Below are 22828 nucleotides of genomic sequence, written 5' to 3'. Positions count from 1 at the left end.
GGCAGACGTGGCGGCCTCGCACAAGGGCGGCGTGAGCTGCCCCGGGCAATCTAAGAGCATGTCTTCTGCGCGACATCACACCGTTTGACCTCGGGGTAACGTGCCGACGGCCCTTGGAGAAGCGGCTGGGGCCTGCCGCGAAGATGCTGGTCGAAGAAGGCCGCCACGTACGCGCGGGTGATCTCCAGCGAACGCACGGGGGGCAGGTCGGTGTTGCGGTAGATGCCGATCTGTTCGGCCAGCACGGAGATGTCGGTGAACGAGGCGTGCTCTGCCCCCGCCACCACGAGCCAGCGCTTCCATCCCGTCAGGTTCTGCCAGGCCTGCTCCCACGAGGCATCCCTGCCACCTGGGCTGTGTGTCGCCTGCGCGCCCAGGAAGACGAACGGCCGCGACAGCCCGCTCTCCGGTACGGGGACGATCGCGGTGCCGTCCATGTTCATCCCGGCGCGGAGCCTGGAGTCCTTGAGCATGGCCCCCACGGCGCTCGCGCCGCCTGCCGAGTGACCGGCCATCGCGATCCTGGAGGGGTTGATCAGCCTGGCGCCCTTCCATTGGGGCTGCGCGCGCGTGAGTTCGTCGAGGACGAAGGAGACGTCGGCCGCTCGGGTTGCGCCCACCTTGTCCCAGAACGCTTGGTCCTTCTTCTCGACCTCGCAGGCCACACAGGTGGTGACCCGTCCGTCGGGGAAGCTGGTGGCGATGTTCTCGTACGTGTGGCCGATGACGGCCACCATGTAGCCGCGGCTCGCCAGGTCCTCGGCCAGTCCGGTGAGCGAGCTCCGGGGCTTGGTGAAGCCAGGGGAGAGCACGACGAGTGGCAGTCCGCGCCGATGACCTGCGGGGTGCGCGTCGCTGATCGCGTTGGTCCGCGTCTTGCTGAGCAGGTCGAGCGGCAGGTCGGTGATCTCCCCGTCTTTCAGGGTGAGCTCTGATTCCTTGGGCGTCATGTAGGGGGCCCGCTTCCCGCTGCGGGATTTCGCCGGGTACCACACGGAGACCATGAGTTCCCTCGCCCTCACGCTGGGAACCCACGGGTCGGCGCGAGAGGTGTCCTTGAGGTACAGGGAGACGGTGCCGATCGGCTGGGATCCGGTCGGTTTGGGGATGTACGGCGTGCCGATCCGGGTGGACGACGGATCGGCGGGTGCGGATGAGGTGGAGCCGGGCGACGGCCGGCGCGAGGGGGCGTCGGACACGGCCGGGCTGGACGCGGATGCCGAGGCGCAGGAGGTGGCGGCCACGAAGGCGAGCAGGGCCGCGACAGCGGTGGCGCCTCGGCCGATGCGGCGGCCCGGCGTCGGTTCGCCGGCGCCGGTGCCCTGCTCTGAGGCCGGCGTTTCCCGTTCAATCACATGATCCATGAACTGTCCTTCGTGGTCGGGGCGGCCGCCTCGACGCGCTTTCGCGGGCGGTGGCCGGTGGCGGCAACGACGCTAGGGGGCGGCGAGATCCGTCCGCGTCGGCTGTCACGCCGATATCCACGCCCTCTCAGGGAGGACCCCTCCGCCGTGTCATCCCTGCGATGTACTCCTGGGGGAGGTCGGACGCGGTTATCGGGGCTGACGCGGGATGTGCCGTGCAATCGGGACAATGCACCAGTGACAGTGAGCAAAGGACGTGGATGGTGGCAGTTCGGTCTGGATGCGCTGCGCCCCGGGCTGAAACCCGCCCGGCCCTCGCGCGGGTCGCTCCTCGCCGACCTGCTGCTCGCGATCGTCTTGACCGTTGTCGCAGTGGCCGCGACGGCGGGCACCGTAGACAGTCCCCATCGCGTCGGCGAGCAGCCGCCCTCATTGCTGGAGCCCTTGCAACTGCGGCCCCCTCCCCAGTCACGAGGCGGCGATGCCCCGCCCGACCGCCTGATACAGCCCGGCACTCCCGCCGACAACCAGGAGGGCCCGCTTCCGCTCCTGGTGGTCCTGACGGCGCTGCCGTTGGCGGTGCGGCGGCTGTACCCACTGGTCACCTTCTGGGTGGTGCTGGCCGCGGCGTTGGCCACCCATGACGACGCGACGTGGATCACCGTGCTGACGTTCGCCATCGCCGCCTATGGCGCCGTGGCCCATAGCCGTCACCGGGTGCCGGCCATCGGCGGACTCGTCCTCGCCGCCGTTCTGGCAGGCACCGCCTTCCAGGACTCCGTACCGGTGTTGCCGAGCTGGATGGGGCCGTTCGTGGTGCTGCTGAGTGCCGGAGTCGCCGCCGGTGCCGTCCGCTCCTGGCGGCAACAGCTCGACGCCGGCCGCCGTCGGTTCGCTGAACTACAGCGCGCACAGGAGGCGGCCATGCGCCAGGCCATCCAGGAGGAGCGCTCCCGGATCGCCGGTGAACTCCACGATGTCGTCACCCACAATGTGAACGTGATGGTGATCCAGGCCGGAGCGGCGCGCAAGGTGATGGACACGGCCCCGGACCGGTCGAAGCAGGCCATGCTGGCGGTCGAGGCCAGCGGCCGGGCCGCCATGGCCGAACTCCGCCACGTCATGGGCCTGCTCGCCGGCTATGAAAGCGAACGGGCGGCCGGCAGCGCCGACGGGCTCGAACCACAACCGGGGCTCGACCAGCTCGACTCCTTGATTGAACGGGTTCGCGCAGCCGGAGTGCCGGTCAGCATCGAGATCTCCGCGCCGCCCGGCCCGCTGCCACCCGGGGTGGACCTGGCCGCTTACCGCGTCGTTCAGGAGGCGCTGACCAACACGATCAAGCACGCGGCCGGTGCGGCAGCGTCCGTCACGATCGGCCATTGCGGCGACTGGCTGGAGATCGACGTCACCGACACCGGCGGCAGACCGACGGCGCGCGCCGCAGACGGCCAGGGCCGAGGCCTGATCGGGCTGCGGGAGCGGCTCGCGCTCTACGGCGGCGCCCTGCAGGCCGGGCCGCAGAGCGGCGGCGGCTACCAGATCAAGGCACGGGTTCCGTGGACCACGTGAACAGGCCTCTGCGCGTGGTCATCGCCGATGACCAAGCGCTGGTACGCAGCGGGTTCGGCATGATCCTCGCCGCGGACGGCATCGAGGTGGCGGCTGAGGCGGCCAACGGAGTCGAAGCCGTCGCCGCCGTCCGGCGTACCCGACCTGACGTCGTGCTCATGGACATCCGGATGCCGCAGATGGACGGACTCGAAGCCACTCGGCAGATCATGGCAGAAGGCGCGGACGAGACCCGCGTCCTCATTTTGACCACGTACGACCTCGACCACTACGTCTACGCCGCGCTCACCGCGGGGGCCAGTGGGTTCCTGCTCAAGGACGTCACGCCCGAACACCTGGTGGCCGCGGTGCGTCTGGTGCGCGCGGGTGACGCCCTGCTCGCACCGACGATCACCCGCCGCCTGGTTGAACGGTTCGCCCCTCGTGATGAGGCCAAAGCAGCCGTACACCGGGATCTGTCGGAGTTGACACCCCGGGAGCTGGAGGTGTTGCGCCTGCTCGCCACCGGGCTGAGCAATGGCGAGCTCGCGGAGCGACTGAGCCTCAGCCCGACGACGGTGAAGACTCATGTCGCGCGCATCCTGTCCAAGCTCGGCCTCAGGGACCGGGTGCAGGCGGTCGTGCTCGCCTACGAGACGGGGTTGATCGCGCCGGGCCCGGCCGCCAGGGAGTAGGTCTCGGCCTTCCGCTCATCGCTGCGCTCGCGCTGAGGCAGCCCGGTGATATCAGAACCCGCCGGGCAGGCGCGATTGCCTTCCGAATGACGGACGACCCGGCGCTGGGTGTTGCTGAAGCCGGCGGGCATGAGCGGGAGCTGAGCGGGGACCACCGCGGGTCGGCGAAGTGGTGTGTAGAGAAATGGCCGACAGCTTCGACTCCCTGGTGAGCGGGCCCGCTCCGGGGCGCCGCCAGAGGAGGAGGCGAAGCAAGATGACCAAGGTGACCGCACAGATGTCGGTGTCACTGGACGGCTTCTACGCCGGTGCGCGGCACAGCGGCGACGACGGAAACTGGATGGACTCGGCAGAGGCCGCGGGGTTCTTCCGGATCACCCGCTGGGTGATCGACGCCATGGCGTGGCGCGAGCGGCAGGGCTTTGCCGGCGGCCGGCAGGACACGAACTCCGACATCGTCGCCGAGTCGTTCGAGGCGGCCGGCGCGTACGTCATGGGCCGGCGCATGGCCGACGGCGGTGAGATCCCCTGGGGAGAGGAGCCGCCCTTCCGCGCGCCGGTTTTCGTCGTGACACATCGCCCTCGCCAGGTCCTGCTGCGCCGCGGTGGCACGAGCTTCACGTACGTCACCGACGGCATAGCCAGCGCCATCGAGCAGGCCCGCGCGGCGGCGAACGGTAAGAACGTGGCCATCGCCGGGGGCGGCAGTCTGGTGCGCCAGGTTCTCAAAGCCGGACTGCTGGACGAGCTGGAACTCCATATCGTCCCGGTCGTGCTGGGCACCGGGATGCGGCTGCTCGACGCCGATCTCGACCTCGCCGACAAGGAGGCCATCGAACTGACGACGACCCGGGTCGTGCACGCCCCGAACGTCACGCACGTGCGTTATACGGTCAACGGTCGCGCGGCGCTCGTGCTCGACGACCGGGGAAGCGGCACAGGTGAGCCGTCACCTGGGGGTCGGGACGCCGTGTAACCGCGTTGCGGTCCGGCGGGATGGCGAGGCGATCCAGGAGCAGTCTCGGCGGCAACGGCGCGCCCAACAGCCCTGCCCCTCTTGACTGCGCGTGTAAGGTTCTCAAAGTGCCTGATCAGCATTCGCGACAGAGGTGATTCGCATGTCCTATCCCTCCCACGATCGCTATGATCGCCGCCCCGGATCGGCCAGGCCGACGGTCAATCCGGCGCGCGTGTGGGGAGGCGGCGTGGCCGCCGCCGTGGTGGCCGCTCTGATCGTGGTGGTCGGAGTCATGATCAGCAAGAGGCTCCTGGGCATCCGGGTTCTCACCCCCGATGGGGCTTCCGCGTACGGCACCGCGGCGACCACGGGATATGCGATCTCGGCCGCGGCTGCCGCGCTCGTCGCCACGCTGCTGCTCTACATCCTCATGCTGTCGACGCCGGAGCCGACCAGGTTCTTCGGCTGGATCGCCGGGCTCTTCACCGTCCTCATCACGATCCTGCCGTTCATGTACTCTGCCGACCTCATCGAGCAGATCGCCACGGCCGTCATCAACGTCGTCATCGGCATCGCCATCGTCTCGCTCCTGGCGTCGATCGGGCGCACGGCCCTCGAGGAAGCACCGGATCCGGAGCCGTATCCGTACGAGCAGCCCCGTGGGTATGACGTTCGGGGATACGAGCCGCCTCGCGGGCACGACGGCCGGGGGTATGAGCGGTCCCGCGAGCATGAGCGGCGGGGGTACGAGCGTCGGGACTTCGACCCGTACGACTGAGCCGGCCGGCCAATGTCCGCTCTGCGGGCGAACCGCGCCGACCGGCGCGGTTCACCAGCGCTCGTGCAGCCAGCGCAGCGAAGCCCGGGCGAGAGCGATCATCATGTCCAGCAGATGGCGATCCGCTGTCGGCCCCGCCGTGACGGCGGTCTTGAACAGGAACCCGGCATGCAGCACCAGCAGATCGTCGATCTGCCCGGGAGCCAGGTGACGGGTGAGCGGATGGGCGTCGGCGAGCGGTTGCGGATCCACACCGCTCAAGCGGGTGCTCGACAGCAGCGTGACCACGTCGCAGTACGGGGCTCCCACCCATGCATGCGGCCAGTCGATCACGACCACGCGGTCGGTGCTCACCAGGACGTTGAACGGATACAGGTCACCGTGGAGCAGGGTCTCCCCGGCAAACGGTGACACCGCGGTCTCCTCCACCGCGACCAGGTCATCGAGACGGTCCACCGCCCATGGCGCCAGCGCCGCCAAGGCGTCGCGTTCGTCGTGAGTCGTCAACGCCTGCCATCCGCCGAGCCGCGGCCGGGCCGGCAACGCCTGATCGATCGGGGACGGCGTGAGCAGCGCTGCCAAGTCGCCGACCGTCTCCAGAACTTGCTGCAGCTCGTCGCCGCGCCATGGCTGGGCGGGGAGGCGGCCGTCGATCTCCTCGAAGGCCAGGGCGATCCAGTCGCCGTCGTCGTACGTGCCCAGGAGGCGCGGCACCGGCGCCTGCGCGGGAAGCTGCGCTGAGATCGCCGCCTCCCGGCGGTGAAACCCTGCCACCGCGGGCGCACGCGCGGCCTTGACGAAGGCGCCCCCGCCGTCGGCCAGCCGTACGCGAGCGGCCAACCCTTCGGAAAAGCCGCCGGGTTGGCTGATCGTGGTGATCACCTTGGTGCCGAGCAGTCGCTCAATGCCCGCACGCGCCTCGGCAGGCAGCTCATCCCACATCAACCGTCGGCCCCCGGTGGCGCGTGGCATGGTCACGCCGGACTGATCGTGATCTTTGCTGGTTGGAGAAGGCACATCTCCGCAGTATCACGACACCGGTCTTGGCCGTGCACGCGTCACCCGGATGGCGCTAACGTCACCCTCAGCGAGTGACCCAGGTGGTGACGTCGACGTCGCGCGGGTTGACGAGTTCGGAGAGCACGACCGAGGACGTGGTCTCGCCCAGGGTGCCCAGCTCCTCCAGCACCGTTTCGAGGTGGCGGGCGTCGCGGACGGCGATCGTGAGCTCGTAGCAGTTTTGGCCGGTCACATGGACGCAGGACAAGACGCACGCCGTTGTCAGCAGGCGTTCGCGGAGCCGATGCACGTCCTGCCTCGAACGGTAGTGGGGGCGCAGCGCGACACGCGCCTGGAGGCCGAGGCCGAGCCGGGCGAGATCAAGATGTGTGGTGTAGCCCTGGATCACGCCGCTCTCCTCGAGCTGGCGCAGCCTCTCGGCCACCGCGGACCGGCTCAGGGACACGCGGCGGCCCAGCTCGGCGAGGCTGGTCCGGGCGTCGAGGGTCAGCTCGCGGATGATGTCCATGTCGATGGAATCGGGGGCCGGCGTTTCGTCGGCGGGCACGGCTCAATGCCTCCAGAACGGTGGTCAAAGGGGCTGAATGGCGTCATTTTTGCATGTCATGCGGGAGGTTGGGAGTAATAGCGTTTCGGTCCATGAAAGCGACTGTTCTGCGGGGCGTGGGTGACATCGAGCTGGTCGAACTGCCTGATCCGGTGCTACGCGAGCCCACTGACGCGCTGGTGCGGGTGCGGCTGGCGGCTGTGTGCGGGTCCGATCTGTGGCCGTACCGGGGCCAGGAGTCCTTCACACCCGGCGATCGTATGGGGCACGAGTGGATCGGGACCGTGGAGGAGACCGGTCCGGAGGTCGTAGGCCTGCGGAAGGGTGATCTGGTGGTCGCGCCGTTCGCGTTCGCGGACGGCAGGTGCCCGGCGTGCCGGGAGGATGTGCCCACCTCCTGCCGGCGGGGCGGGTTCTGGGGCGGCGCCAACGATGGCGGGCAGGCCGAGGCGGTACGGGTGCCGTTCGCCGACGCGACCCTGGTCCCCGTCCGGGCCGACGTCGACGATGACCTGGCGCGGCGGCTGTTGCCGCTGACGGACGTCATGGCGACCGGTCACCACGCCACCGTCCTGGCAGGGGTCGTGCGCGGCGGGACGATCGTCGTGATCGGCGACGGCGCGGTGGGCCTGTGCGCGGTGCTGGCCGCCCGGCGGGCCGGGGCCGAACGGATCATCTCCGTCGGCCGTCATCCCAACCGCGCCTCGCTGGCCCGGCGCTTCGGCGCCACCGACACCTACCACGCCGACGATCCGCAGACCGCCCCGCTGATCGTCGAGCGAACCGCAGGCGGCGCCGCCTCCGTGGCCGAGTGCGTCGGCGCCCAGTCCGCGCTTGACCTCGCGCTGGCCGTGGCCCGTCCCGGCGGCACCATCGGCTCCGTCGGGGTGCCCAACGGCATCACGGGGGTGAACCTCTACCGGTTCTTCCGGGCCAACGTCGGACTGCGCGCGGGGGTCGCCCCGGCACGGGTCTATCTCGACGCGCTCATCGCCGACGTGCTCGCCGATCGTCTCGACCCGTCACCCGTCTTCACCGCGGAGACGACCCTGGCCGACATCGCCGATGCTTACCGGGCCATGGACGCGCGTAAGGCGATCAAGGTCGTGGTCCGCCCGTGAAGACGCGTCAGAAGTGCTCCTTGGCGATGACCCCGTGCACGCCCGTCGTGCGGTCCACGACCTGCGACACCTCGAAGTTGACGGCGGCCGACAGGTAGGCGTAGGCGACGGCGCGGTCCATGCCCTGGTCGTGTTCGAGGAAGTCCAGCGCGTTGACGACCGCCCGCCGCATGGCGATGTCGAGGTCGTTCACCTGCCCGCGCTGAGAGCCGTCGGGGTCGGACAGGCCGATCGGCACCCACGCCTCCGGGGTCTCGGCGAACGGGTAATGGAAGGCGACCGACGGAGCGTCGTTCGAGCCGGGCTTGCACACCGTGAGCCGGAACGTCGCACGCAGCGAGCCCTCCATCGCGGTCAGCGCGGCCTCACCGCCGCCCATCGCATGGTGCGGGTCACCGGTGTAGAAGAGCGCCCCCTCGGCGAACACCGGCAAGTAGAAGGTCGCGCCCACGCCGAGCAGGTTGATGTCGATGTTGCCGCCGCCGAGAGTAGGCGGGATCGAGTTGAGCGCCGGGTCCGTCGGCCGGTCCGCGGAGGCGAAGGCGACGCCCATCATGCCCATGAACGGGCGCAGGGGGAAGGTCACCTCGCCGGAGGTCCCGCGCTTCATGACGCCGCTCGCCACACCTTTCCGTCCGCGGCGGACCGGCGTGAACACCGACACGTTGCCGTAGCGGGTCGGATCACCCGTCGGCCGCCCGTCCGTCGCCACGGGCGGCATGACCTCGTCCACCGTGATCCCGTCCGGCGCCCCGCCGCCCGCCGTACGGGCCAGCGCGCCCTTGCCGTGCCGGCTGGACACGACGCCGTACGGGACGCGGGGCAGGACCGAGAGCATCTCGATCTTGAGTACGTCGCCGCGCTCCGCGCCGTCCACATAGACCGGCCCCGTCACGACGTGCGGCCCGTCGACGTCGAAGTCGCGCGTCGTCCGTGAGTAGTCGCGGGCGATCGCGATCGCGTCCTGGAGCACGTTCGCCTGGGGTACGCCGTGCTTGCCGAAGTAGGCGACGGGGTCGCGGCCCTGGTCCTCGAGGATGCCCTCGTGCGAGACCGAGTCGATGGTGACCGTCTCGCCCGATTTCATCCGGAGGACGGGCTGGCTGCCCACCGACGGCACGTACCCCCATCGGACCTGCTCCACCGCCGACGGCAGGTAGTGCTTGCCGTGGATCGGGCCTTTGCGGGGCTGGAGTATGTCCCGGGGCAGCGTCGCAGGCGGTGTGGCGGAAGCGGCACGCGCGCCGAGCAACGTTCCGCCCGTTCCGGTCACGACCGCGGCGGCACGCAGGAAGTTCCTCCGTCCCAGCCTCGCGATCAGGGCTTCGCGCACGTCGGTCGGGTTCTTCGGCACTCTCATGCCCCAAGGGTGAAGTACGCCTGTTACATCCCCATATGCACCAGGTTTCGGAGGAGGCGGAGACCGACTAGAGGACGTCCGGGGAGAGGCGGAAGACGCGGAGCTCGCGGCCGGAGCGGTCGGTGTAGCCCTGGTAGAGCGGCCAGAAGCGGATGAGGGTCTCCCATGCCTGCTCGCGTTCGGCGTCGGTCAGCAGGGCGGCCGTCACCGGGATCACGCGGCCCTGGAACCGTACTGTGGCCTGCGGGGTCTTGAGGAGGTTGCCGCTCCAGGCGGGGTGATGCTCCCTGCCGAAGTTGCTGCCGACGACGAGGAACGTGCCGCCGTCCTCGGGCAGGCAGGCCAACGGGGTCTCGCGGAGCTGCCCCGACTTGCTGCCGGTGGTGGTGAGCAGAAGGTGGGGGATCATCTGGTCGCCCATGAGGGCGCGGCCGCCGGTCATCCGGTTGACGAGGCGGTCCAGCGGGGGCACGATCTTGGGCGCGATCAGGGCGAAGCCCCTGGTGCCCGCCAGCCACTGGAAGAACGGGCGCAGCGCGGTGCTGACGCGTGCCTTGACCCCGCCGCTGGGCTGCTGCTGCTCGACCACGGTGACCTCACGTCCCGATCCGGTGGGGGCTGGTGACGGGGCAAGGATAGTGCCCAAGCAAGCGATTGGTCTACAGGCTCTTGCCGGTCTCCTGCGCCGTCTGCTCCAGGCGGCTCCAGTACGACTGCCACCACGCCTGATCCGCGGCCGGCAGGTTGCCGTTGTCCGCGCGTAGTCCGGCGGCGCCGTCGATCAGCTCTCTGACGATGTCGGCGTGGCCGGCGTGGCGGTTGGTCTCGGCGATCACATGGATCACGATCCGGTGCAGCGTGACCTCGCGGCGTTCGGCCGGCCACCAGGCGACTCGACCGATCGCGTCCAGAGGCAGCTCATTGATCGTGGCGTCCGCGTGCGCCCAGGCCCGGTGGTACAGGGCGGTGATCTGCTCGCGGGACTCCTCGGCCGTCGCCCACATGTCCGCGTTGGGCTCCGCGTCGTCCTCGTGCCAGGGCAGCGGCTCGCCGGACGGGCGGCCGAAGGTGTCGCTGAAGTAGCCGAACTCGACACTGGCCACGTGTTTGACCAGGCCGAGGAGGTTGGTGCCCGTCGGGGTCATGGGGCGGCGGATGTCGTACTCGGAGAGGCCGTCGAGTTTCCAGAGCAGGGCCTCGCGGGCGGTCTGCAGATAGCGGTGGAGGTCGGCTTTGGGGTCCGATACGGTCATGCCGATCATTGTGTCATTTCGGGGGTTGGGTTTCGTGCGAACGCGACGGGGTGCCCGGGTCGTGCTGCTCGATCGCGATGAGCGGGTCCTGCTGGTTCAGCACAGGAACGACGGCGCCATCGTGGTGCCGGGCTCGCCCGTGCGGGATCTGTTCTGGATCCCGCCGGGTGGGGGTGTGGAGGACGGCGAGGACTTCCTCGACGCCGCGCGGCGGGAGTTGGCGGAGGAAACCGGGTTGACGGAGGTCGAGTGGGGCCCGTGCCTGTGGATTCGCGACGTTCACGCGACGTGGGACGGGCGGCCGGTGCATGCGCGGGAACAGTACTTCCTCGCCCGGTATCGGGGCGGGGAGGATGTCTGCCGCGCTCGTCTGGATCCCAGCGAGCAGGATGTGATCACTGAGCTTCGATGGTGGTCCCCGGGGGAGCTGAACGTCGCCGATGGTGAGACGTTGCGGCCTCCAGGACTGTCCGACCTCCTCGCCGAGGTGCTGGCCGGACGGTTGCCGGACGAGCCTCGTGTGTTGAGTGCTTGAGCGTCGCGTTCCCAGGCGCTATCGGCGGGGCCACATCGCGTTGAGGCGGTCCGCCGTCGCCTGGTACGCATCCTCGACCGCCGGCGTGAGCACGACGTCGGCGCCAGGGCCGGCGGCGGCCAGGCGCTCGCGCAGCACGATGGACTCGGCCGTGTCGGCCAGGTCCAGCAGACCGCTGATGCCGGCCGCGGCGGCGACGATGTCCGTGCTCGAGCCGTTGGCGCCGCCGGCCTCCAGGGCGTCGCGTACTACGCCGGGGCTCGCCACGCCCCTGCCCAGCGCGGCGGCGGCGGCCGACAGCGTCGCGACGTCGATCGGGTCGACGTCCACTAGGCGCAGCGGGACGTGCTCGGTCCGGCCGCCCGGCGCGTACAGCCGGCCCGCCAGCCTGGCGGCCGCTGCGCGCTGTCCCTGTGTGGGTGCGAGCGCTCGCCACAGCCTGCGCAGTGCGGTCAGCGCGGCGCCGTTCGCCAGAGGGCCGGGCAGGGTGGCGCCGTCGTCCTCGGCGGCCTTCAACGTCAGGAGCAGTCGCTCCAACTCCTCGATCGCGCGGGCCAGGTCCTCGCCCAGGTCGGGCACCAGAACCACCCGCGGGCCCAGGCCCGTCATACGTCGCTCCGCGCACGCGGAGGAGGGGCGTCGCCGGGCAACGGCGCGAGGGCAGGCAGGGCGTTGCCGGGTAACGGGGCGAGGGCAGGCGGAGTGTCGTCGGATAGCGGCGCGGGGGCAGGCGGGGCGTTGTCGGGCCGAGATGTGAGGGCAGGGCGGGTGTCGCTGGGCCGGGGTGCGGGGGGCGGCTGGGGGGCGCTGGGCGCGGGTGCGGCGAGTCCGGTGGCTAAGTGCGTGCGAGCCTCGACGGCAGCGCCGACCGGGGCGTGCGCCGGGGACAGCGGGTGCTGAAGGGGGGTCACATTCGCGAGGGTACGCCGCGCTTCGGGAGTTCGCCGGTTTCTGTGATGGTTTGTGCATATTGCTCGCTTTGAGGACCCGAGCGAAGCCGGCCGCGGCCCGGGTCAGGGGCCGTGCGCCTGACCCCGGCCGGAATGCTCGGCGTCGTATGCCGCCACGGCTCGCTTGCCCGCCGTCATCCGCCACGCCTGCTCCAGCAGCGCGCCGATCTCCGCCCAGTCGGGCTCGACCTCGAGCAGCTCGACGCCGACCCACGACTTGACGTAGGCGGGGCGGAAGTAGCGTGCCGGGTCGGCGGCCATCAGCGTCTCCAGCTCGCCCGGCGGCGCCTTCACGGCGAGCGTCAGCCGACCGTCGCCGTGGTGGTCGATGAGCAACCACGCGATCCGCTTGCGCCCCACCATGAACCCGACGTGCCCGAAGGAATCCTCGTCGACAACCCCGGGCAGCCCACCGGCCAGCTTGGCCAGCCGTCCGCGCACCCGCTCGACGTCCGCATCCGTACAACCGCCTGCCATACCAGGCACCCTAGAACCCGGCACCGACAGTTCGCGCCCCGGCGCCCAGCGCGATCGGCCAGACCACGAGCAGGTATGACTCGCCGGGCCGGTTCGACGGCCGCTCGCCCTTGCGAGAACGGCCGTAAACGCGCAGGCCGTAGCGGCCGACGCCCTGGTAGGTCAGGTTAGGCGGCTCCTCGCCGTGGTCGTCCGACATGCCCTCGACCCGCATGATCCCGGTGGTCGTGACGAACTCGATCTCCTCGGTCTGCTCCCAGCTCGAGGGGGGCATGCGAGCCCCGGACTGCTCCCACCGCACGTGCACCCCCACCACTGACCGGTCCCTGAGCGTCCTGATGACGACCGCGTCGGGCGCGGCGGCGACCAGGCCCTCGGGCAACGCCGGCTCGGCGGCAGGAGGCTGGTAGGGGTTGGTGATGCGTAACCTATGCAACGATGCCCTGGCCACCCCTCGTACGGGAGTGGGCGGCAGGGGAGGCTGGATCTCCCGGGCGGGGCGTCCCGGCTGGTGCTCCGGCCGAGCGTGCTCCCTGGCCCAGCGCCGGATCTCGCTGCTCTTGTCCGGCAGGCCCAGCTCTTCGGCGACGCCCACGCCGAGCTTGGCGCAGGCCTCCGGCCCCACCTCGATGGGCCAGACCGTGACCAGGTAGAACTCGAACGGCACGTCCGGCACGGCGGCGGGATGGAGGTCGCGGCTACGGGCGTGCACGCGCATGCCGTAGCGACCCGGCCCCAGCGGGGTGAGGTTGGGGAGCGCCTCAGGCGCCCCCATCATCATGCCGGACACCCGCATCTCGCCGGTGAAGGTGATCAGCTCCACCTCCTCCACCTCGTCCCATCCCTCGGCCGTGACGGCAGGAGGCGCGTCGGTGAGCTGGACGGTGACGTCCACGGCTCCGGTATGGATGCCGGTCAGGATCACGGCAGCACCGGGGGCCGACGCCGTCAGGCCGTTGGGGACGCCGGAGACGCCGGTGGGGTGGTCCGCGCCCGATCCGTCCGTCACGAGCATCTGGTGGTAGCTCACGTGGACGTCCGCCCGGGCGGACGTGGGAGATGGCGTGCTCATTCAGGACCCTTCTCTCGGCGACCACAGGAAATTAGTGCTGGCACTCTTTATCGCCACGACCCTATTCTCCGCATTGTGAAACTCCTGAAGAGTGCGGCGCTGGCGTGCGTCCTGACGGCGTCCATTGCGGTCGCGGCCCCCACCGCGGCGGCCGCGTATCCGGTGAAAGACCCCAAACTCACCAAAAACTCTCTCTATGACATGGGCGCGCTGCCCATGACCACGTGCGAGGAGCCGCCGATCAAGCGCAACAATCGCAAGCTCGCCCGCGCCTATCTGAACGCGGTCATCGCCTGTTTGGAAGACACGTGGGAGCAACACCTGTGGAACGCCGGCATGCGTTACGAGAAGGTCAAGGTCCGGCACATGGATCGGATTCCCAAGAACTACTGCGGCTTCGACGTAGGAAAAGAGGATTCCCAGGCGTGGTACTGCGGCCGTAATGGCACGCTGGTCTTCCAGCTCGGCAAGGGATGGCTCGACGACCCCTACGACTTGTGGCTGTTCGATACGGCGGCCTCCATGTACGGCTACCACGTCCAGAAACAGGTCGGCATCGCCACCGCCATCGACAAATTACGCCACGGCAAGAAGGCGGAATACTACGAGCAGGAGCGCCGCGAGAGCCTGCAGACCGAATGTCTCGGTGGCGCCTTCATAAAGAGCGTGTGGCCGATCGGCAACAGGACGACGGACGACTGGGACGAATTGCTGGACCTCTTCGTGGGTGACGAGCCCGGCGACGAGCGTTGGTACGGCAAGGCGTCCACCATCAAGATGTGGATCAAGCGGGGGTTCGCCACGGGCGATCCTGGCGCCTGCAACACCTGGACCGCCCCGTCGTCCGAGGTGGCCTGACCCTCAGCCGCCTCGCGGGAGGAGCCGACATGCGTGCACTGGTGGTGTGTGCCCTCGCCGTCCTCATGGCGGTCGCGGCCTGCGGCGACGACCCGCCGTCCAATCCCACGTTACGCACCGAGTTGCTGCAGATGTTGAAGGTCGACCAGGAGGTCCGGACCCTGGAGGCGACCGAGGAGGACTGGAACCGGGTGGAGAAGGCCAACACCGACCGCATGCGCCAGATCCTCGACGCGCACGGCTGGCCGGGCCACTCGATGGTGGCAAGGACGGCGCGCACGCCGCCTGGGCGCTGATCCAGCACGCCGACCGCGACCTCGACCTGCAGCGCCGCGGCCTGGAGCTGATGCGCCAGGCCGTGGAGAAGGACGAGGCGGATCCCTCCGACCTGGCCTATCTCGTGGATCGGGTGCGGGTGGCGGAGAAGAAGCCGCAGGTGTACGGCACGCAGTGGGAGACCGATCCGCAGGGAAACTGGCGCCCCCGCACCCCGATCGAGAACGAGGCGGAGGTGGACGAGCGGCGCGCGGACGTCGGGCTGAAGCCCATCAAGGAATACGTGGAGGAGCTCAAGTCGCTCGAGTGACGGCTAATATATAAGCACTGTTACATCGGTGAGAGGAGCCGTCCGCTTGTATCCCCCGATTGAGCCCTACGACCACGGCATGCTCGACGTCGGCGACGGCAACCTCGTCTACTGGGAGGTCTGCGGCAACCCCGAGGGCAAGCCCGCGCTCGTCGTGCACGGCGGGCCGGGCTCGGGCTGCTCGGTCGGCGTGCGGAAGACGTTCGACCCGGAGCGTTATCGGATCGTCCTGTTCGACCAGCGCAACTGCGGCCGCAGCCGGCCGCACGCCAGCGACCCGGCGACCGACCTGAGCGCCAACACCACGCACCACCTGATCGCCGACATGGAGGTGCTGCGCGAGCACCTCGGCATCGGCAAATGGCTGCTGTACGGCGGCTCGTGGGGCTCGACGCTGATCCTGGCCTACGCGCAGGCGCATCCCGAGCGTGTGTCGGAGATCGTCATCCCCGCTGTGACGACCACGCGCCGCTTCGAGATCGACTGGCTCTACCGAGGCGTCGGCAGGTTCTTCCCCGAGGAATGGGAGCGGTTCCGGCAGGGCGTGCCGGAGGCCGACCGCGACGGCGACACCTTCGCGTTGCTGGCGGCGTACTCGCGGCTCCTGGCCGACCCGGACCCCGCCGTCCGTGCGAAGGCCGCCCGCGACTGGGTCACCTGGGAGGACACGGTGATCTCCCTGGAGACCAACGGCAAGCCGAACGCCTACAGCGACCGGCCCGACGAGGCCGTCACGGCCATGACGCGGATCTGCTCGCATTACTTCTCCAACGGCGCCTGGCTGGAGGAGGGCGTGTTGCTGCGCGAGGCCGGGCGGCTGGCCGGGATCCCCGGCGTGCTCATCCACGGCCGCCTGGACCTGGGCGGGCCGGTCGACACGGCGTGGCACCTGGCCCAGGCGTGGCCCGACGCCCGGCTGGTCGTGGTGGACGACTCCGGACACACCGGCAGCGAGACGATGCGGAAAGAGATCTTCGCGGCGCTGGACGCCTTCGCCTCCCGGTGAAAGGCGGAACCCCGCGGCTCGCGATCATCTGAGGCGCCCGGAAGGCCTGTGCCGATCAGTGTCTTGAAAATGTCGCATATTGCGTCTCGAAATTAAGGCCCGGAAAGGTGCCGGTAGAGCGTCGCGCGGGACACGCCGAGCGTGCGGGCGATCTCGGCGGCGGTGTGCCGGCCGGAGGCGTGCATGCGACGCGCCGTCTCGACCGCCTCCGGGCTCAGCGCGCCCGGCCGGCCGCGCCGGCGTCCCACCGGCCGCGGTGCGGCGCGGCTCGGGGCCGGCTCTTCCAGCAGCCGTTCCACCCCTGACAGCACGGCGGGTCGCAGCAGGTCGGCGGGCAGGTCCGCGAACATCACGACGGGGTCGCTGAGCATGGCGAACGCCTGCACCGCCCGGATCCGCGCCACGTGATCCGCGAGCGGCCCGGCGATGAGATGCTCGGCCAGGACCGCGGCGTCTCGAAAACGCTCGAAGACAGGCTCCTCGGAGGCCAGCGCCAGGTCCCTCAGTTGCAGCCTGAGCAGGTAACGGTGGGCCAGCCACACATCCAGCAGGCCCTCGATGACGGCCCACCGCCGCCGGGGCTCGTCGCCGGCCGGCAGGCGGCCGGCCGCGTCCAGCGCCGCCTGCATGTCGGCCAGCATCGGCTCGGCCAGCGCCGCGATGATGGCGCCCTTGCTGGGGAAATGGTAGAGAACCGCGGTCTTGGTCAGCTCCAGGCGCTCGGCGATCTCGCGGATCGAGGTGGCGTGGTAGCCGCGCGCGGCGAACAGGTCGAGCGCCACCTGGAGGATGCGCGAGCGGGTGTCGTCCGTCACGCCGCCGATTCTACGCGTTGCCTGACCCGGGGTCTGGAGCCTAGAGTAGGCCACTGACCGATGGTCAGGGAGGCATGATGAACGGGCGAATTCTGATCGCAGGGGCGAGCATCGCGGGGACGACGCTGGCGCACTGGCTGGCCAGGCACGGGCTGCGGCCCACCCTGGTCGAGCGAGCCCCGGAGCTGCGCATGGGCGGGAACGGCGTCGACCTGCGGGACGAGGCGATGGCGGTGGCCGAGCGGATGGGGATCATGCCACGGGTCCGGGAGGCGGCGGCGGACGTGCGGGGCATCAAGTTCGTCGACGCCGACGACCGGGCCGTGGCCCGCATCGACATGCGACGCCTGCAGAGCGGGGGCGGCGAGGTCGAGATCATGCGCGGCGACCTGGTGAGGCTGCTCCACAAGGCGGGGGGATCGGGTGTCGAGCACCTCTTCGGCACCGCTGTCCAGGGCATCGAGCAGGACGACGACGGGGTGACGGTGTCCTTCGACAGGGGCGTGAGCAGGCGGTTCGACCTGGTGGTAGGCGCGGATGGGCTGCACTCCACGGTGCGGCGGCTGGCCTTCGGGCCCGAGAGCGGGTTCGTCCGGCACATGGGGCACTACTTCGCCTTCGCCAAGACGGACGCGGTGCTGGGGGAGGACCGTCACGTGACGATGTACAACCTGCCGGGGAAGATGGCGGGCATTTACCGATCGGGCAACCACGCGCAGGCCATGGCGTACTTCATGTTCCGGTCGGGGCCGCTGGCCTACGACCACCGCGACGTCGGGGAGCACAAGCGGCTGGTGCGGGAGGCGTTCGGGCACGAGACCTCGTGGCGGGTGCGCGAGCTGCTGGCCACGGCGCTCGACGATCCCGATTTCTACTTCGACGCGTTGAGCCAGGTACGCATGCCGTCGTGGTCGTCGGGACGGGTGGCGCTCGTCGGCGATGCCGCCCACTGCGCGGCGCCGGCCTCGGGGGCGGGAGCGGAGCTGGCGATCGTGGGGGCGTACCGGCTCGCGGAGGCGCTCGCGAACGCGCCCGATCACACGGCGGCATTCCGGCACTACCAGGAAGGGCACAGAGGGCTGGTCAGGAGCAAGCAACGGATCGGGCCCAACGTGCGGATGATGGTGCCGAAAAACCGCCTCGGGATGTGGACCAGAAACGTGCTGGTCCGCTCGCCGCTCGTCGGCGGAAGCACGTGACGGGCCCCGTCAGAGCGGGGCCAGGCGGGCGGCGAGCAGGGCGGCGAAGACGATCAGGGACAGCCCGCAGGCCGCCTCCAGAAGGCGTACCGCCAGGGGCGGCAGCGCTCTGCGGAGCAGGGCGATGAGGCCCGCGGAGACGAAGCACCAGGCCAGAGAGGAGGTCATGAAACCGGTGAAGAAGACGGCGAGGCCGCTCACGCCCGCATCCCGCCCCAGGACGGAGCTGACCGCGCCGGCCGCCCCCGACCAATAGACGACGTTCCAGGGGTTGCCGAGCGACATGGCCGCGCCGACCGAGAGCGCACCCCGTCGTGACGGGGTGCTGGCGGCCGCCTCGGGAGGTGGGAAGGCGGCCTCCCGCAGGGCCGTCACCCCGAGCCAGCCCAGCAGCAGGCACCCGGCCAGCGTCAGCGGGACGCGCAGAGCAGGCACGGCGAACAGCGCGCCCACGCCGGCCAAACCGAGCAGCGCCCACACGGCGTCACCCGCCAGCGATCCGACCTGCACGGCGAACGCCGGACCGAAGCCGCCTCGCACGCCCCGCCGCAGCGACTCGCTGAAGACCGCGCCCGGAGCCGCGTTGAACAACAACCCCACCCAGAAGGCCAGCAGGAAGATCTCGGACATGACGTTCAATCTGGCGGTAACGGCCCCGGGGCGTCTTGTCAGATGTTGACGCGACGGTAGCGGCCGGGGGTGACGGCGTACGCGGCCGTGAAGTGCCGGTGGAAATGTGCCTGGTCGGCGAACCCCAAAGCGTGGGCCACATCGGCGACCGGCTCGCCGCGCCGCAGCCGCCGACGCCCCTCGGCCAGCCGCGCCTGCAGGTGCCACGCGTACGGCGGGCAGCCGGTGGCCCGGGTGAACGAGCGGATGAGGTGTTCGCGGGACATCCCGGCGTCCTCGGCGAGACCGGCCAGGGACGGCGGGTTGGACAGATCGCCGCGGAGCCGGTCGAGCACGGCGGCGATCCTGCCGTCGCCGGTCCCGCCGCCGGTGCGGTCGCTGGTGCCGTCCGGGCCGCGCCGGCGGGTGGCACTCGTTCCGGTGAGGTCCAGCAGGCGCAGCAGGAGCACCGTGAGGCGCTCCTCGATCAGCGCCGGGTCGCCGCCCGGCAGGTCACTGGCCGCCCGCAGCAGCTCAGCACGCAGGGGAGCGGAGCGGACGAGCGGGCGCTCGAAGTCCACCGGCGCGCCGCCGGTCAGGGCGTTGAGCACGGCAGGCGGCACGTACCAGCTCACGCACGCGAACGCCGTCCCGTCCGGTGTCCGCGTCGTGCAGGACTGGACCTGGCCGGGGTTGTAGACGGTCACCTCGTCCAGGTCCACGTCGAACGAGGCACGGTCCAGACGCACGGCCTCGCGGCCACACAGGTTGGTGCTGATGACGTACTCGTCGTGGCTGTGCCGTGGGAACCCGCCAGAGGCCGGCCTGACCACGGCCAGCTGCGTGCCGTTCACGTCCCTGACCTGCTGCATATCGGAAAGATTAGGTCATAGGGGAGAAACCTCCGCCTGGCTGCCCTCGCGCCGCGCCGAGCGCCGAGCGGCGAGCGCGGCGACGCCGCCCAGGAGCAGCGCGGCGATCACCAGCAGCGCGCTGACCCACAGCGGCGACCGGTAGCCGAACCCGGCGCCGATGACGATGCCGCCGAGCCAGGGACCCGCCGTGGCGCCCACGTTGAGCGCGGCCGTGGCGGACGCCCCGCCCAGGGTGGGGGCGCCGGTCGCCGCGTACAGTGCCTGCGAGATCAGCGTGGAGCCGACGGCGAACGACAGCGTTCCCTGGACGAAGACGAGCACGAATGCGACTGCCGGGAACCCGGCGGTCAGCGCGAAAGCGGCCCAGCCGAGCGACAGGGCCGGCCCGCCGATGGCCAGGAGCCGCACGGGCCGCACGTCGGCGATCCGGCCGCTGATGGTGACCCCGGCGAACGAACCCAGCCCGAACAGCGCCAGCATGGCGGGCATCCAGGCCGACTTGAGGCCGGTGACTCCGGTGAGCAATGGTGCGAGGTACGTGAACGTGCAGAAGGTCGCGCCGTTCACCAGGGCGCCGAGGACCAGCATCACCAGCAGCCGTGGCCGGCGCAGCGACCGCAACTCGGCACGCACGCTCGAACGGCGCACGCTCGAGCGGTGGGCCTCCCCAGGCGCTTCCGAAGCTCCGCCCGAATCTCCGCCCGCCTCCGCGCCGGCCGGAGGGCCGCCGGCGGGCACCGATTTCAGCACCGCGACGATGGCCGGGATCAGGGCGAAGGACACCGCCCAGAACGCCGACCGCCACCCCCACACCTCCCCGAGCACCGCACCCGCGGGTACGCCGGCGACGCACGCCATCGTGACCCCGCCGAGCAGGACGGACGTGGCCCGGCCTTTGGCGTTCGGCGCGACCATGCCGAGGGCGGTCGCCATGGCCACGGCCAGAAACCCGGCGTTGGCCAGCGCCGCGACGACCCGCGTGACAAGCAGCACGCCGTAGCTGGTCGTCACCGCGCCGACGACGTGGGCGAGCAGGAACGTGAGGAGGAACGCCAGCAACGCGTTCCGTCGCGGCCAGCGCAGGCCGAGCACCGCCACCAGCGGCGCTCCCACCACCATCCCGGCGGCGAACGCCGAGGTCAGCAGCCCCGCGGCCGGGATGGACACGTGCAGGTCCCGCGCGATCCCGGGCACCAGCCCGGACAACATGAACTCGGACGTCCCTTGGGCGAAGATCGCCAGCCCGAGCAGGTAAACAGCGAATGGCATGAGAAGACTCCGCGACCACATCGTGGATCGACGACAAGGAAGCGGGCAGGCCGGATGGACGTCGCCCTGCCGCGCTGGAAAGAACCCCGGAAAACGGTGATCCGAGTGGCGAAAGCGGTCGCGGACGGCGAGAGGCCCGGCCTCAAGGGCGGGCGCGCCAGCGGGGCGACAACGCGAGATCAGCCACCGGACGACCGGTGGCTAGCGTCTTGACGCCTCGGGGCTGGACATGTGGACACCGTAACACCCGGACCGGCCCGATACGGTCCTCCCATCACGCGGACGCGCTGCCCTCAACGCCGCCGTGGTGTCGTGTTCCCTCCAGGTGACTTGAACTCGCCACCCCTGCGACAGCTCCCGCCAGACCGGCCCGCGGACGGAAAAGCCGCAGCTAGCTGCCCCTTTTAAGGGCTTGCACGAGGAAGTGGCCCCGGCCGCCACGAATGTTAAATCTCGCTTCCCGCCCTTGCGACCGAACACGTGATCCACTCACGATGCTGCCCGGTGGGTTCACAAGATCCCACACCTTCCGAGGGCACTGTTCAAGGAGATCGTGTGTCCATTCCCCGTCCTTGGCGAGCTGTCCTGATCGGGACCACGCTCGCCGTGATGGCCATCCAGACCCCCGCGGTCGCGGCGACCGGCTCGATCATGCGCTACCTTGGAATGGTCGTTCCAAGATAGGAAATGCCGATGCCGGACGTGAAGCACTTCGATCCCGATGCCGTGCTGGAGCAGGTGGAGCGCCTGTTCTGGCAGCGCGGCGCAGCCTCCACGGGGATCGCGGAGGTCGTGGCGGCCACCGGGCTCAGCCGCTCCAGCCTCTACGCGACCTTCGGCGGCAAGCAGCAGCTCTACGTACAGGCGCTACGCCGCTACGTCGAGCGGCGCTCGCAGCCCGTCTTCCAGGCCCTGGCCGGCGACGGGCGCGGCCTGGAGTCCGTCGAGGGCTTCTTCGACCGGCTGATCCAGGACCGGTGCTCCGGCGAGCACGCCCGCTGGGGATGCATGATCTCCAACGCCCACGCGGGCGCGGAAGGCGGCGATCCGGAGGTGCGCGAGGTGCTGGACCAGCACCAGCACCGGCTGCGCACGGCGATGCGCGCGGCGCTGGACAGCGCGAGCCTGCGCCCGGGGCTGGACCTGGACGCCGCCGCCGAGATGCTCGCGCTGCTGGCCTACGGGGTCAATCTGCGCTCGCGGGCCGGCGCGGACGCGGCCGCCCTGCGGCGGGGCGTGTGCGCCGCACTCGACTCGCTGAGAGACCCCAAGGAGCAGAGATGACCAGACCGCAAGCCGTGATCTTCGATGTGAACGAGACGCTCACCGACATGGAGCCGCTGCGCGCCAGGTTCGAGGACGTCGGACTGCCCGGCCACCTGATGGACACGTGGTTCGCGAGCGTGCTGCGCGACGGTTTCGCGCTGGCCGTGGCCGGTGGATACGCCGAGTTCGCCGAGCTCGCCCGCGACGTGCTCAGGGGCATGGGCCTGGAGGACAAGGCCATTGGCCATGTGCTGAGCGGGTTCGCCGAGTTGAGGGTGCACCCCGACGTGCCGGAGGGGATGCGGAGCTTGCGCGAGGCAGGCATTCGGCTGTTCACGATGACCAACGGCGCCGCGGTCATGACCGAGGGCATCCTGCGCCGCGAAGTGCTGCTGGACCTGGTGGAGGCCAGGCTGGACGTGAGCGGGCCCCGGGTGTGGAAGCCCGCCCGCGCCGCCTACGACTACGCCGTCGGCCGCGCGGGCGTGCGCCCCGAGCAGGCGGCCCTGGTCGCGGTGCACCCCTGGGACATCGACGGCGCCCAGCGCGCCGGGCTGGTGGGGGCGTACCTGGAGCGGCGCGGCACGCCGTACCCGAGCGTGATGGGCGCCCCGGCGGTGTCCGCCCCGGATCTGCGGGCACTGGCCGCACTCTGGAGCTGACC

At 70.4% G+C, this 22828-nt stretch carries 26 protein-coding genes; 13 read left to right on the top strand and 13 right to left on the bottom strand.

Translation table 11 applies throughout. The features are described 5' to 3' along the window. Positions 1–50 precede the first annotated feature (50 nt). The gene (locus Q9G87_RS36560; RefSeq protein ID WP_305921138.1) at positions 51–1364 is read right to left on the bottom strand and encodes an alpha/beta hydrolase family protein; all 1314 of its coding nucleotides are present in this window, start codon (positions 1362–1364) and stop codon (positions 51–53) included. 237 nt (positions 1365–1601) lie between these two features. Between Q9G87_RS36560 and Q9G87_RS36555 the strand changes: the two genes are divergently transcribed. The 4 genes from Q9G87_RS36555 (at position 1602) to Q9G87_RS36540 (ending at position 5346) form a co-directional block, all read left to right on the top strand. Beyond that, positions 1602–2936, top strand: a complete 1335-nt coding sequence (locus Q9G87_RS36555; RefSeq protein WP_305921137.1) for a sensor histidine kinase — start codon at positions 1602–1604, stop codon at positions 2934–2936. Continuing rightward, positions 2933–3610: a response regulator gene (locus tag Q9G87_RS36550; RefSeq protein ID WP_305921136.1), complete on the top strand. Its 678-nt coding sequence runs from the start codon at positions 2933–2935 to the stop codon at positions 3608–3610. Before Q9G87_RS36555 ends, Q9G87_RS36550 begins: the two co-directional genes overlap by 4 nt. A 256-nt stretch (positions 3611–3866) precedes the next feature. Then, complete coding sequence (locus tag Q9G87_RS36545) at positions 3867–4586, top strand: dihydrofolate reductase family protein (RefSeq protein ID WP_305921135.1); 720 nt, start codon at positions 3867–3869, stop codon at positions 4584–4586. Positions 4587–4728: 142 nt separating this feature from the next. Continuing rightward, positions 4729–5346, top strand: a complete 618-nt coding sequence (locus tag Q9G87_RS36540; RefSeq protein ID WP_305921134.1) for a DUF6069 family protein — start codon at positions 4729–4731, stop codon at positions 5344–5346. Positions 5347–5397: 51 nt separating this feature from the next. Here Q9G87_RS36540 and Q9G87_RS36535 read toward each other — a convergent pair whose 3' ends face one another. After that, entirely contained in the window at positions 5398–6318 is a 921-nt protein-coding gene (locus Q9G87_RS36535; protein WP_305921237.1) for a phosphotransferase family protein, read from the bottom strand. Positions 6319–6430: 112 nt separating this feature from the next. Then, the gene (locus Q9G87_RS36530) at positions 6431–6913 is read right to left on the bottom strand and encodes an Lrp/AsnC family transcriptional regulator (RefSeq protein WP_305921133.1); all 483 of its coding nucleotides are present in this window, start codon (positions 6911–6913) and stop codon (positions 6431–6433) included. 92 nt (positions 6914–7005) lie between these two features. Between Q9G87_RS36530 and Q9G87_RS36525 the strand changes: the two genes are divergently transcribed. Continuing rightward, positions 7006–8034, top strand: coding sequence for an alcohol dehydrogenase catalytic domain-containing protein (locus tag Q9G87_RS36525; RefSeq protein WP_305921132.1), 1029 nt, complete (start codon positions 7006–7008; stop codon positions 8032–8034). A gap of 7 nt (positions 8035–8041) precedes the next feature. On the opposite strand, the gene Q9G87_RS36520 is transcribed toward Q9G87_RS36525, so the two are convergent. The 3 genes from Q9G87_RS36520 to Q9G87_RS36510 all read right to left on the bottom strand — a co-directional run bounded on the left by Q9G87_RS36520 (position 8042) and on the right by Q9G87_RS36510 (position 10647). Next, positions 8042–9394 carry an acetamidase/formamidase family protein gene (locus Q9G87_RS36520; RefSeq protein WP_305921131.1) on the bottom strand — a complete coding sequence of 451 codons (1353 nt, stop codon included), beginning with the start codon at positions 9392–9394 and terminating at the stop codon, positions 8042–8044. A gap of 67 nt (positions 9395–9461) precedes the next feature. Beyond that, on the bottom strand, positions 9462–10040 hold the full coding sequence (locus Q9G87_RS36515; RefSeq protein ID WP_305921130.1) for a nitroreductase family deazaflavin-dependent oxidoreductase: 579 nt from the start codon (positions 10038–10040) through the stop codon (positions 9462–9464). 13 nt (positions 10041–10053) lie between these two features. After that, positions 10054–10647, bottom strand: coding sequence for a DinB family protein (locus Q9G87_RS36510; protein WP_305921129.1), 594 nt, complete (start codon positions 10645–10647; stop codon positions 10054–10056). Between the two features lie 34 nt (positions 10648–10681). On the opposite strand from Q9G87_RS36510, the gene Q9G87_RS36505 reads away from it, so the two are divergent. Continuing rightward, positions 10682–11182: an NUDIX hydrolase gene (locus Q9G87_RS36505; protein WP_305921128.1), complete on the top strand. Its 501-nt coding sequence runs from the start codon at positions 10682–10684 to the stop codon at positions 11180–11182. A gap of 18 nt (positions 11183–11200) precedes the next feature. On the opposite strand, the gene Q9G87_RS36500 is transcribed toward Q9G87_RS36505, so the two are convergent. The 3 genes from Q9G87_RS36500 to Q9G87_RS36490 form a co-directional block, all read right to left on the bottom strand. Continuing rightward, the gene (locus tag Q9G87_RS36500) at positions 11201–11791 is read right to left on the bottom strand and encodes a hypothetical protein (protein WP_305921127.1); all 591 of its coding nucleotides are present in this window, start codon (positions 11789–11791) and stop codon (positions 11201–11203) included. A gap of 404 nt (positions 11792–12195) precedes the next feature. Further along, positions 12196–12609, bottom strand: a complete 414-nt coding sequence (locus Q9G87_RS36495) for an MmcQ/YjbR family DNA-binding protein (RefSeq protein WP_305921126.1) — start codon at positions 12607–12609, stop codon at positions 12196–12198. Positions 12610–12619: 10 nt separating this feature from the next. Beyond that, positions 12620–13681: a hypothetical protein gene (locus tag Q9G87_RS36490; RefSeq protein WP_305921125.1), complete on the bottom strand. Its 1062-nt coding sequence runs from the start codon at positions 13679–13681 to the stop codon at positions 12620–12622. A gap of 75 nt (positions 13682–13756) precedes the next feature. On the opposite strand from Q9G87_RS36490, the gene Q9G87_RS36485 reads away from it, so the two are divergent. The 4 genes from Q9G87_RS36485 to pip are packed head-to-tail and all read left to right on the top strand — an operon-like array spanning position 13757 to position 16131. Continuing rightward, positions 13757–14539 carry a neutral zinc metallopeptidase gene (locus Q9G87_RS36485; protein ID WP_305921124.1) on the top strand — a complete coding sequence of 261 codons (783 nt, stop codon included), beginning with the start codon at positions 13757–13759 and terminating at the stop codon, positions 14537–14539. A 29-nt stretch (positions 14540–14568) separates the two neighbouring features. Next, positions 14569–14835: a hypothetical protein gene (locus Q9G87_RS36480; protein ID WP_305921123.1), complete on the top strand. Its 267-nt coding sequence runs from the start codon at positions 14569–14571 to the stop codon at positions 14833–14835. After that, positions 14721–15125 carry a DUF6624 domain-containing protein gene (locus Q9G87_RS60885; RefSeq protein WP_371825879.1) on the top strand — a complete coding sequence of 135 codons (405 nt, stop codon included), beginning with the start codon at positions 14721–14723 and terminating at the stop codon, positions 15123–15125. Before Q9G87_RS36480 ends, Q9G87_RS60885 begins: the two co-directional genes overlap by 115 nt. A gap of 46 nt (positions 15126–15171) precedes the next feature. Continuing rightward, positions 15172–16131, top strand: coding sequence for a prolyl aminopeptidase (gene pip / locus Q9G87_RS36470; RefSeq protein ID WP_305921121.1), 960 nt, complete (start codon positions 15172–15174; stop codon positions 16129–16131). Between the two features lie 92 nt (positions 16132–16223). Here pip and Q9G87_RS36465 read toward each other — a convergent pair whose 3' ends face one another. Further along, positions 16224–16946, bottom strand: a complete 723-nt coding sequence (locus Q9G87_RS36465; RefSeq protein ID WP_305921120.1) for a TetR family transcriptional regulator — start codon at positions 16944–16946, stop codon at positions 16224–16226. Between the two features lie 77 nt (positions 16947–17023). On the opposite strand from Q9G87_RS36465, the gene Q9G87_RS36460 reads away from it, so the two are divergent. After that, entirely contained in the window at positions 17024–18145 is a 1122-nt protein-coding gene (locus Q9G87_RS36460; protein ID WP_305921119.1) for an FAD-dependent monooxygenase, read from the top strand. A 9-nt stretch (positions 18146–18154) separates the two neighbouring features. Here the strand turns inward: Q9G87_RS36460 and Q9G87_RS36455 are convergent, their stop codons facing one another. From Q9G87_RS36455 to Q9G87_RS36445, 3 genes are read right to left on the bottom strand one after another with little or no spacing between them, the layout of a single operon-like run. Further along, a complete protein-coding gene (locus Q9G87_RS36455) occupies positions 18155–18775 on the bottom strand; it encodes a LysE family transporter (RefSeq protein ID WP_305921118.1) in 621 nt (206 codons plus the stop codon). Positions 18776–18813: 38 nt separating this feature from the next. Then, on the bottom strand, positions 18814–19626 hold the full coding sequence (locus Q9G87_RS36450; protein ID WP_305921117.1) for an AraC family transcriptional regulator: 813 nt from the start codon (positions 19624–19626) through the stop codon (positions 18814–18816). Between the two features lie 15 nt (positions 19627–19641). Continuing rightward, on the bottom strand, positions 19642–20898 hold the full coding sequence (locus Q9G87_RS36445) for a Cmx/CmrA family chloramphenicol efflux MFS transporter (RefSeq protein WP_305921116.1): 1257 nt from the start codon (positions 20896–20898) through the stop codon (positions 19642–19644). A 693-nt stretch (positions 20899–21591) separates the two neighbouring features. On the opposite strand from Q9G87_RS36445, the gene Q9G87_RS36440 reads away from it, so the two are divergent. Together Q9G87_RS36440 and Q9G87_RS36435 are read left to right on the top strand one after the other, a co-directional pair. Next, positions 21592–22182, top strand: a complete 591-nt coding sequence (locus tag Q9G87_RS36440; RefSeq protein WP_305921115.1) for a TetR/AcrR family transcriptional regulator — start codon at positions 21592–21594, stop codon at positions 22180–22182. Then, positions 22179–22826 carry a haloacid dehalogenase type II gene (locus Q9G87_RS36435; protein WP_305921114.1) on the top strand — a complete coding sequence of 216 codons (648 nt, stop codon included), beginning with the start codon at positions 22179–22181 and terminating at the stop codon, positions 22824–22826. Before Q9G87_RS36440 ends, Q9G87_RS36435 begins: the two co-directional genes overlap by 4 nt. Positions 22827–22828 lie beyond the last annotated feature (2 nt).

This window comes from Nonomuraea turcica (assembly GCF_030718205.1).
Lineage (GTDB): Bacteria > Actinomycetota > Actinomycetes > Streptosporangiales > Streptosporangiaceae > Nonomuraea.
This window is presented reverse-complemented; position numbering and strand designations above follow the sequence as displayed.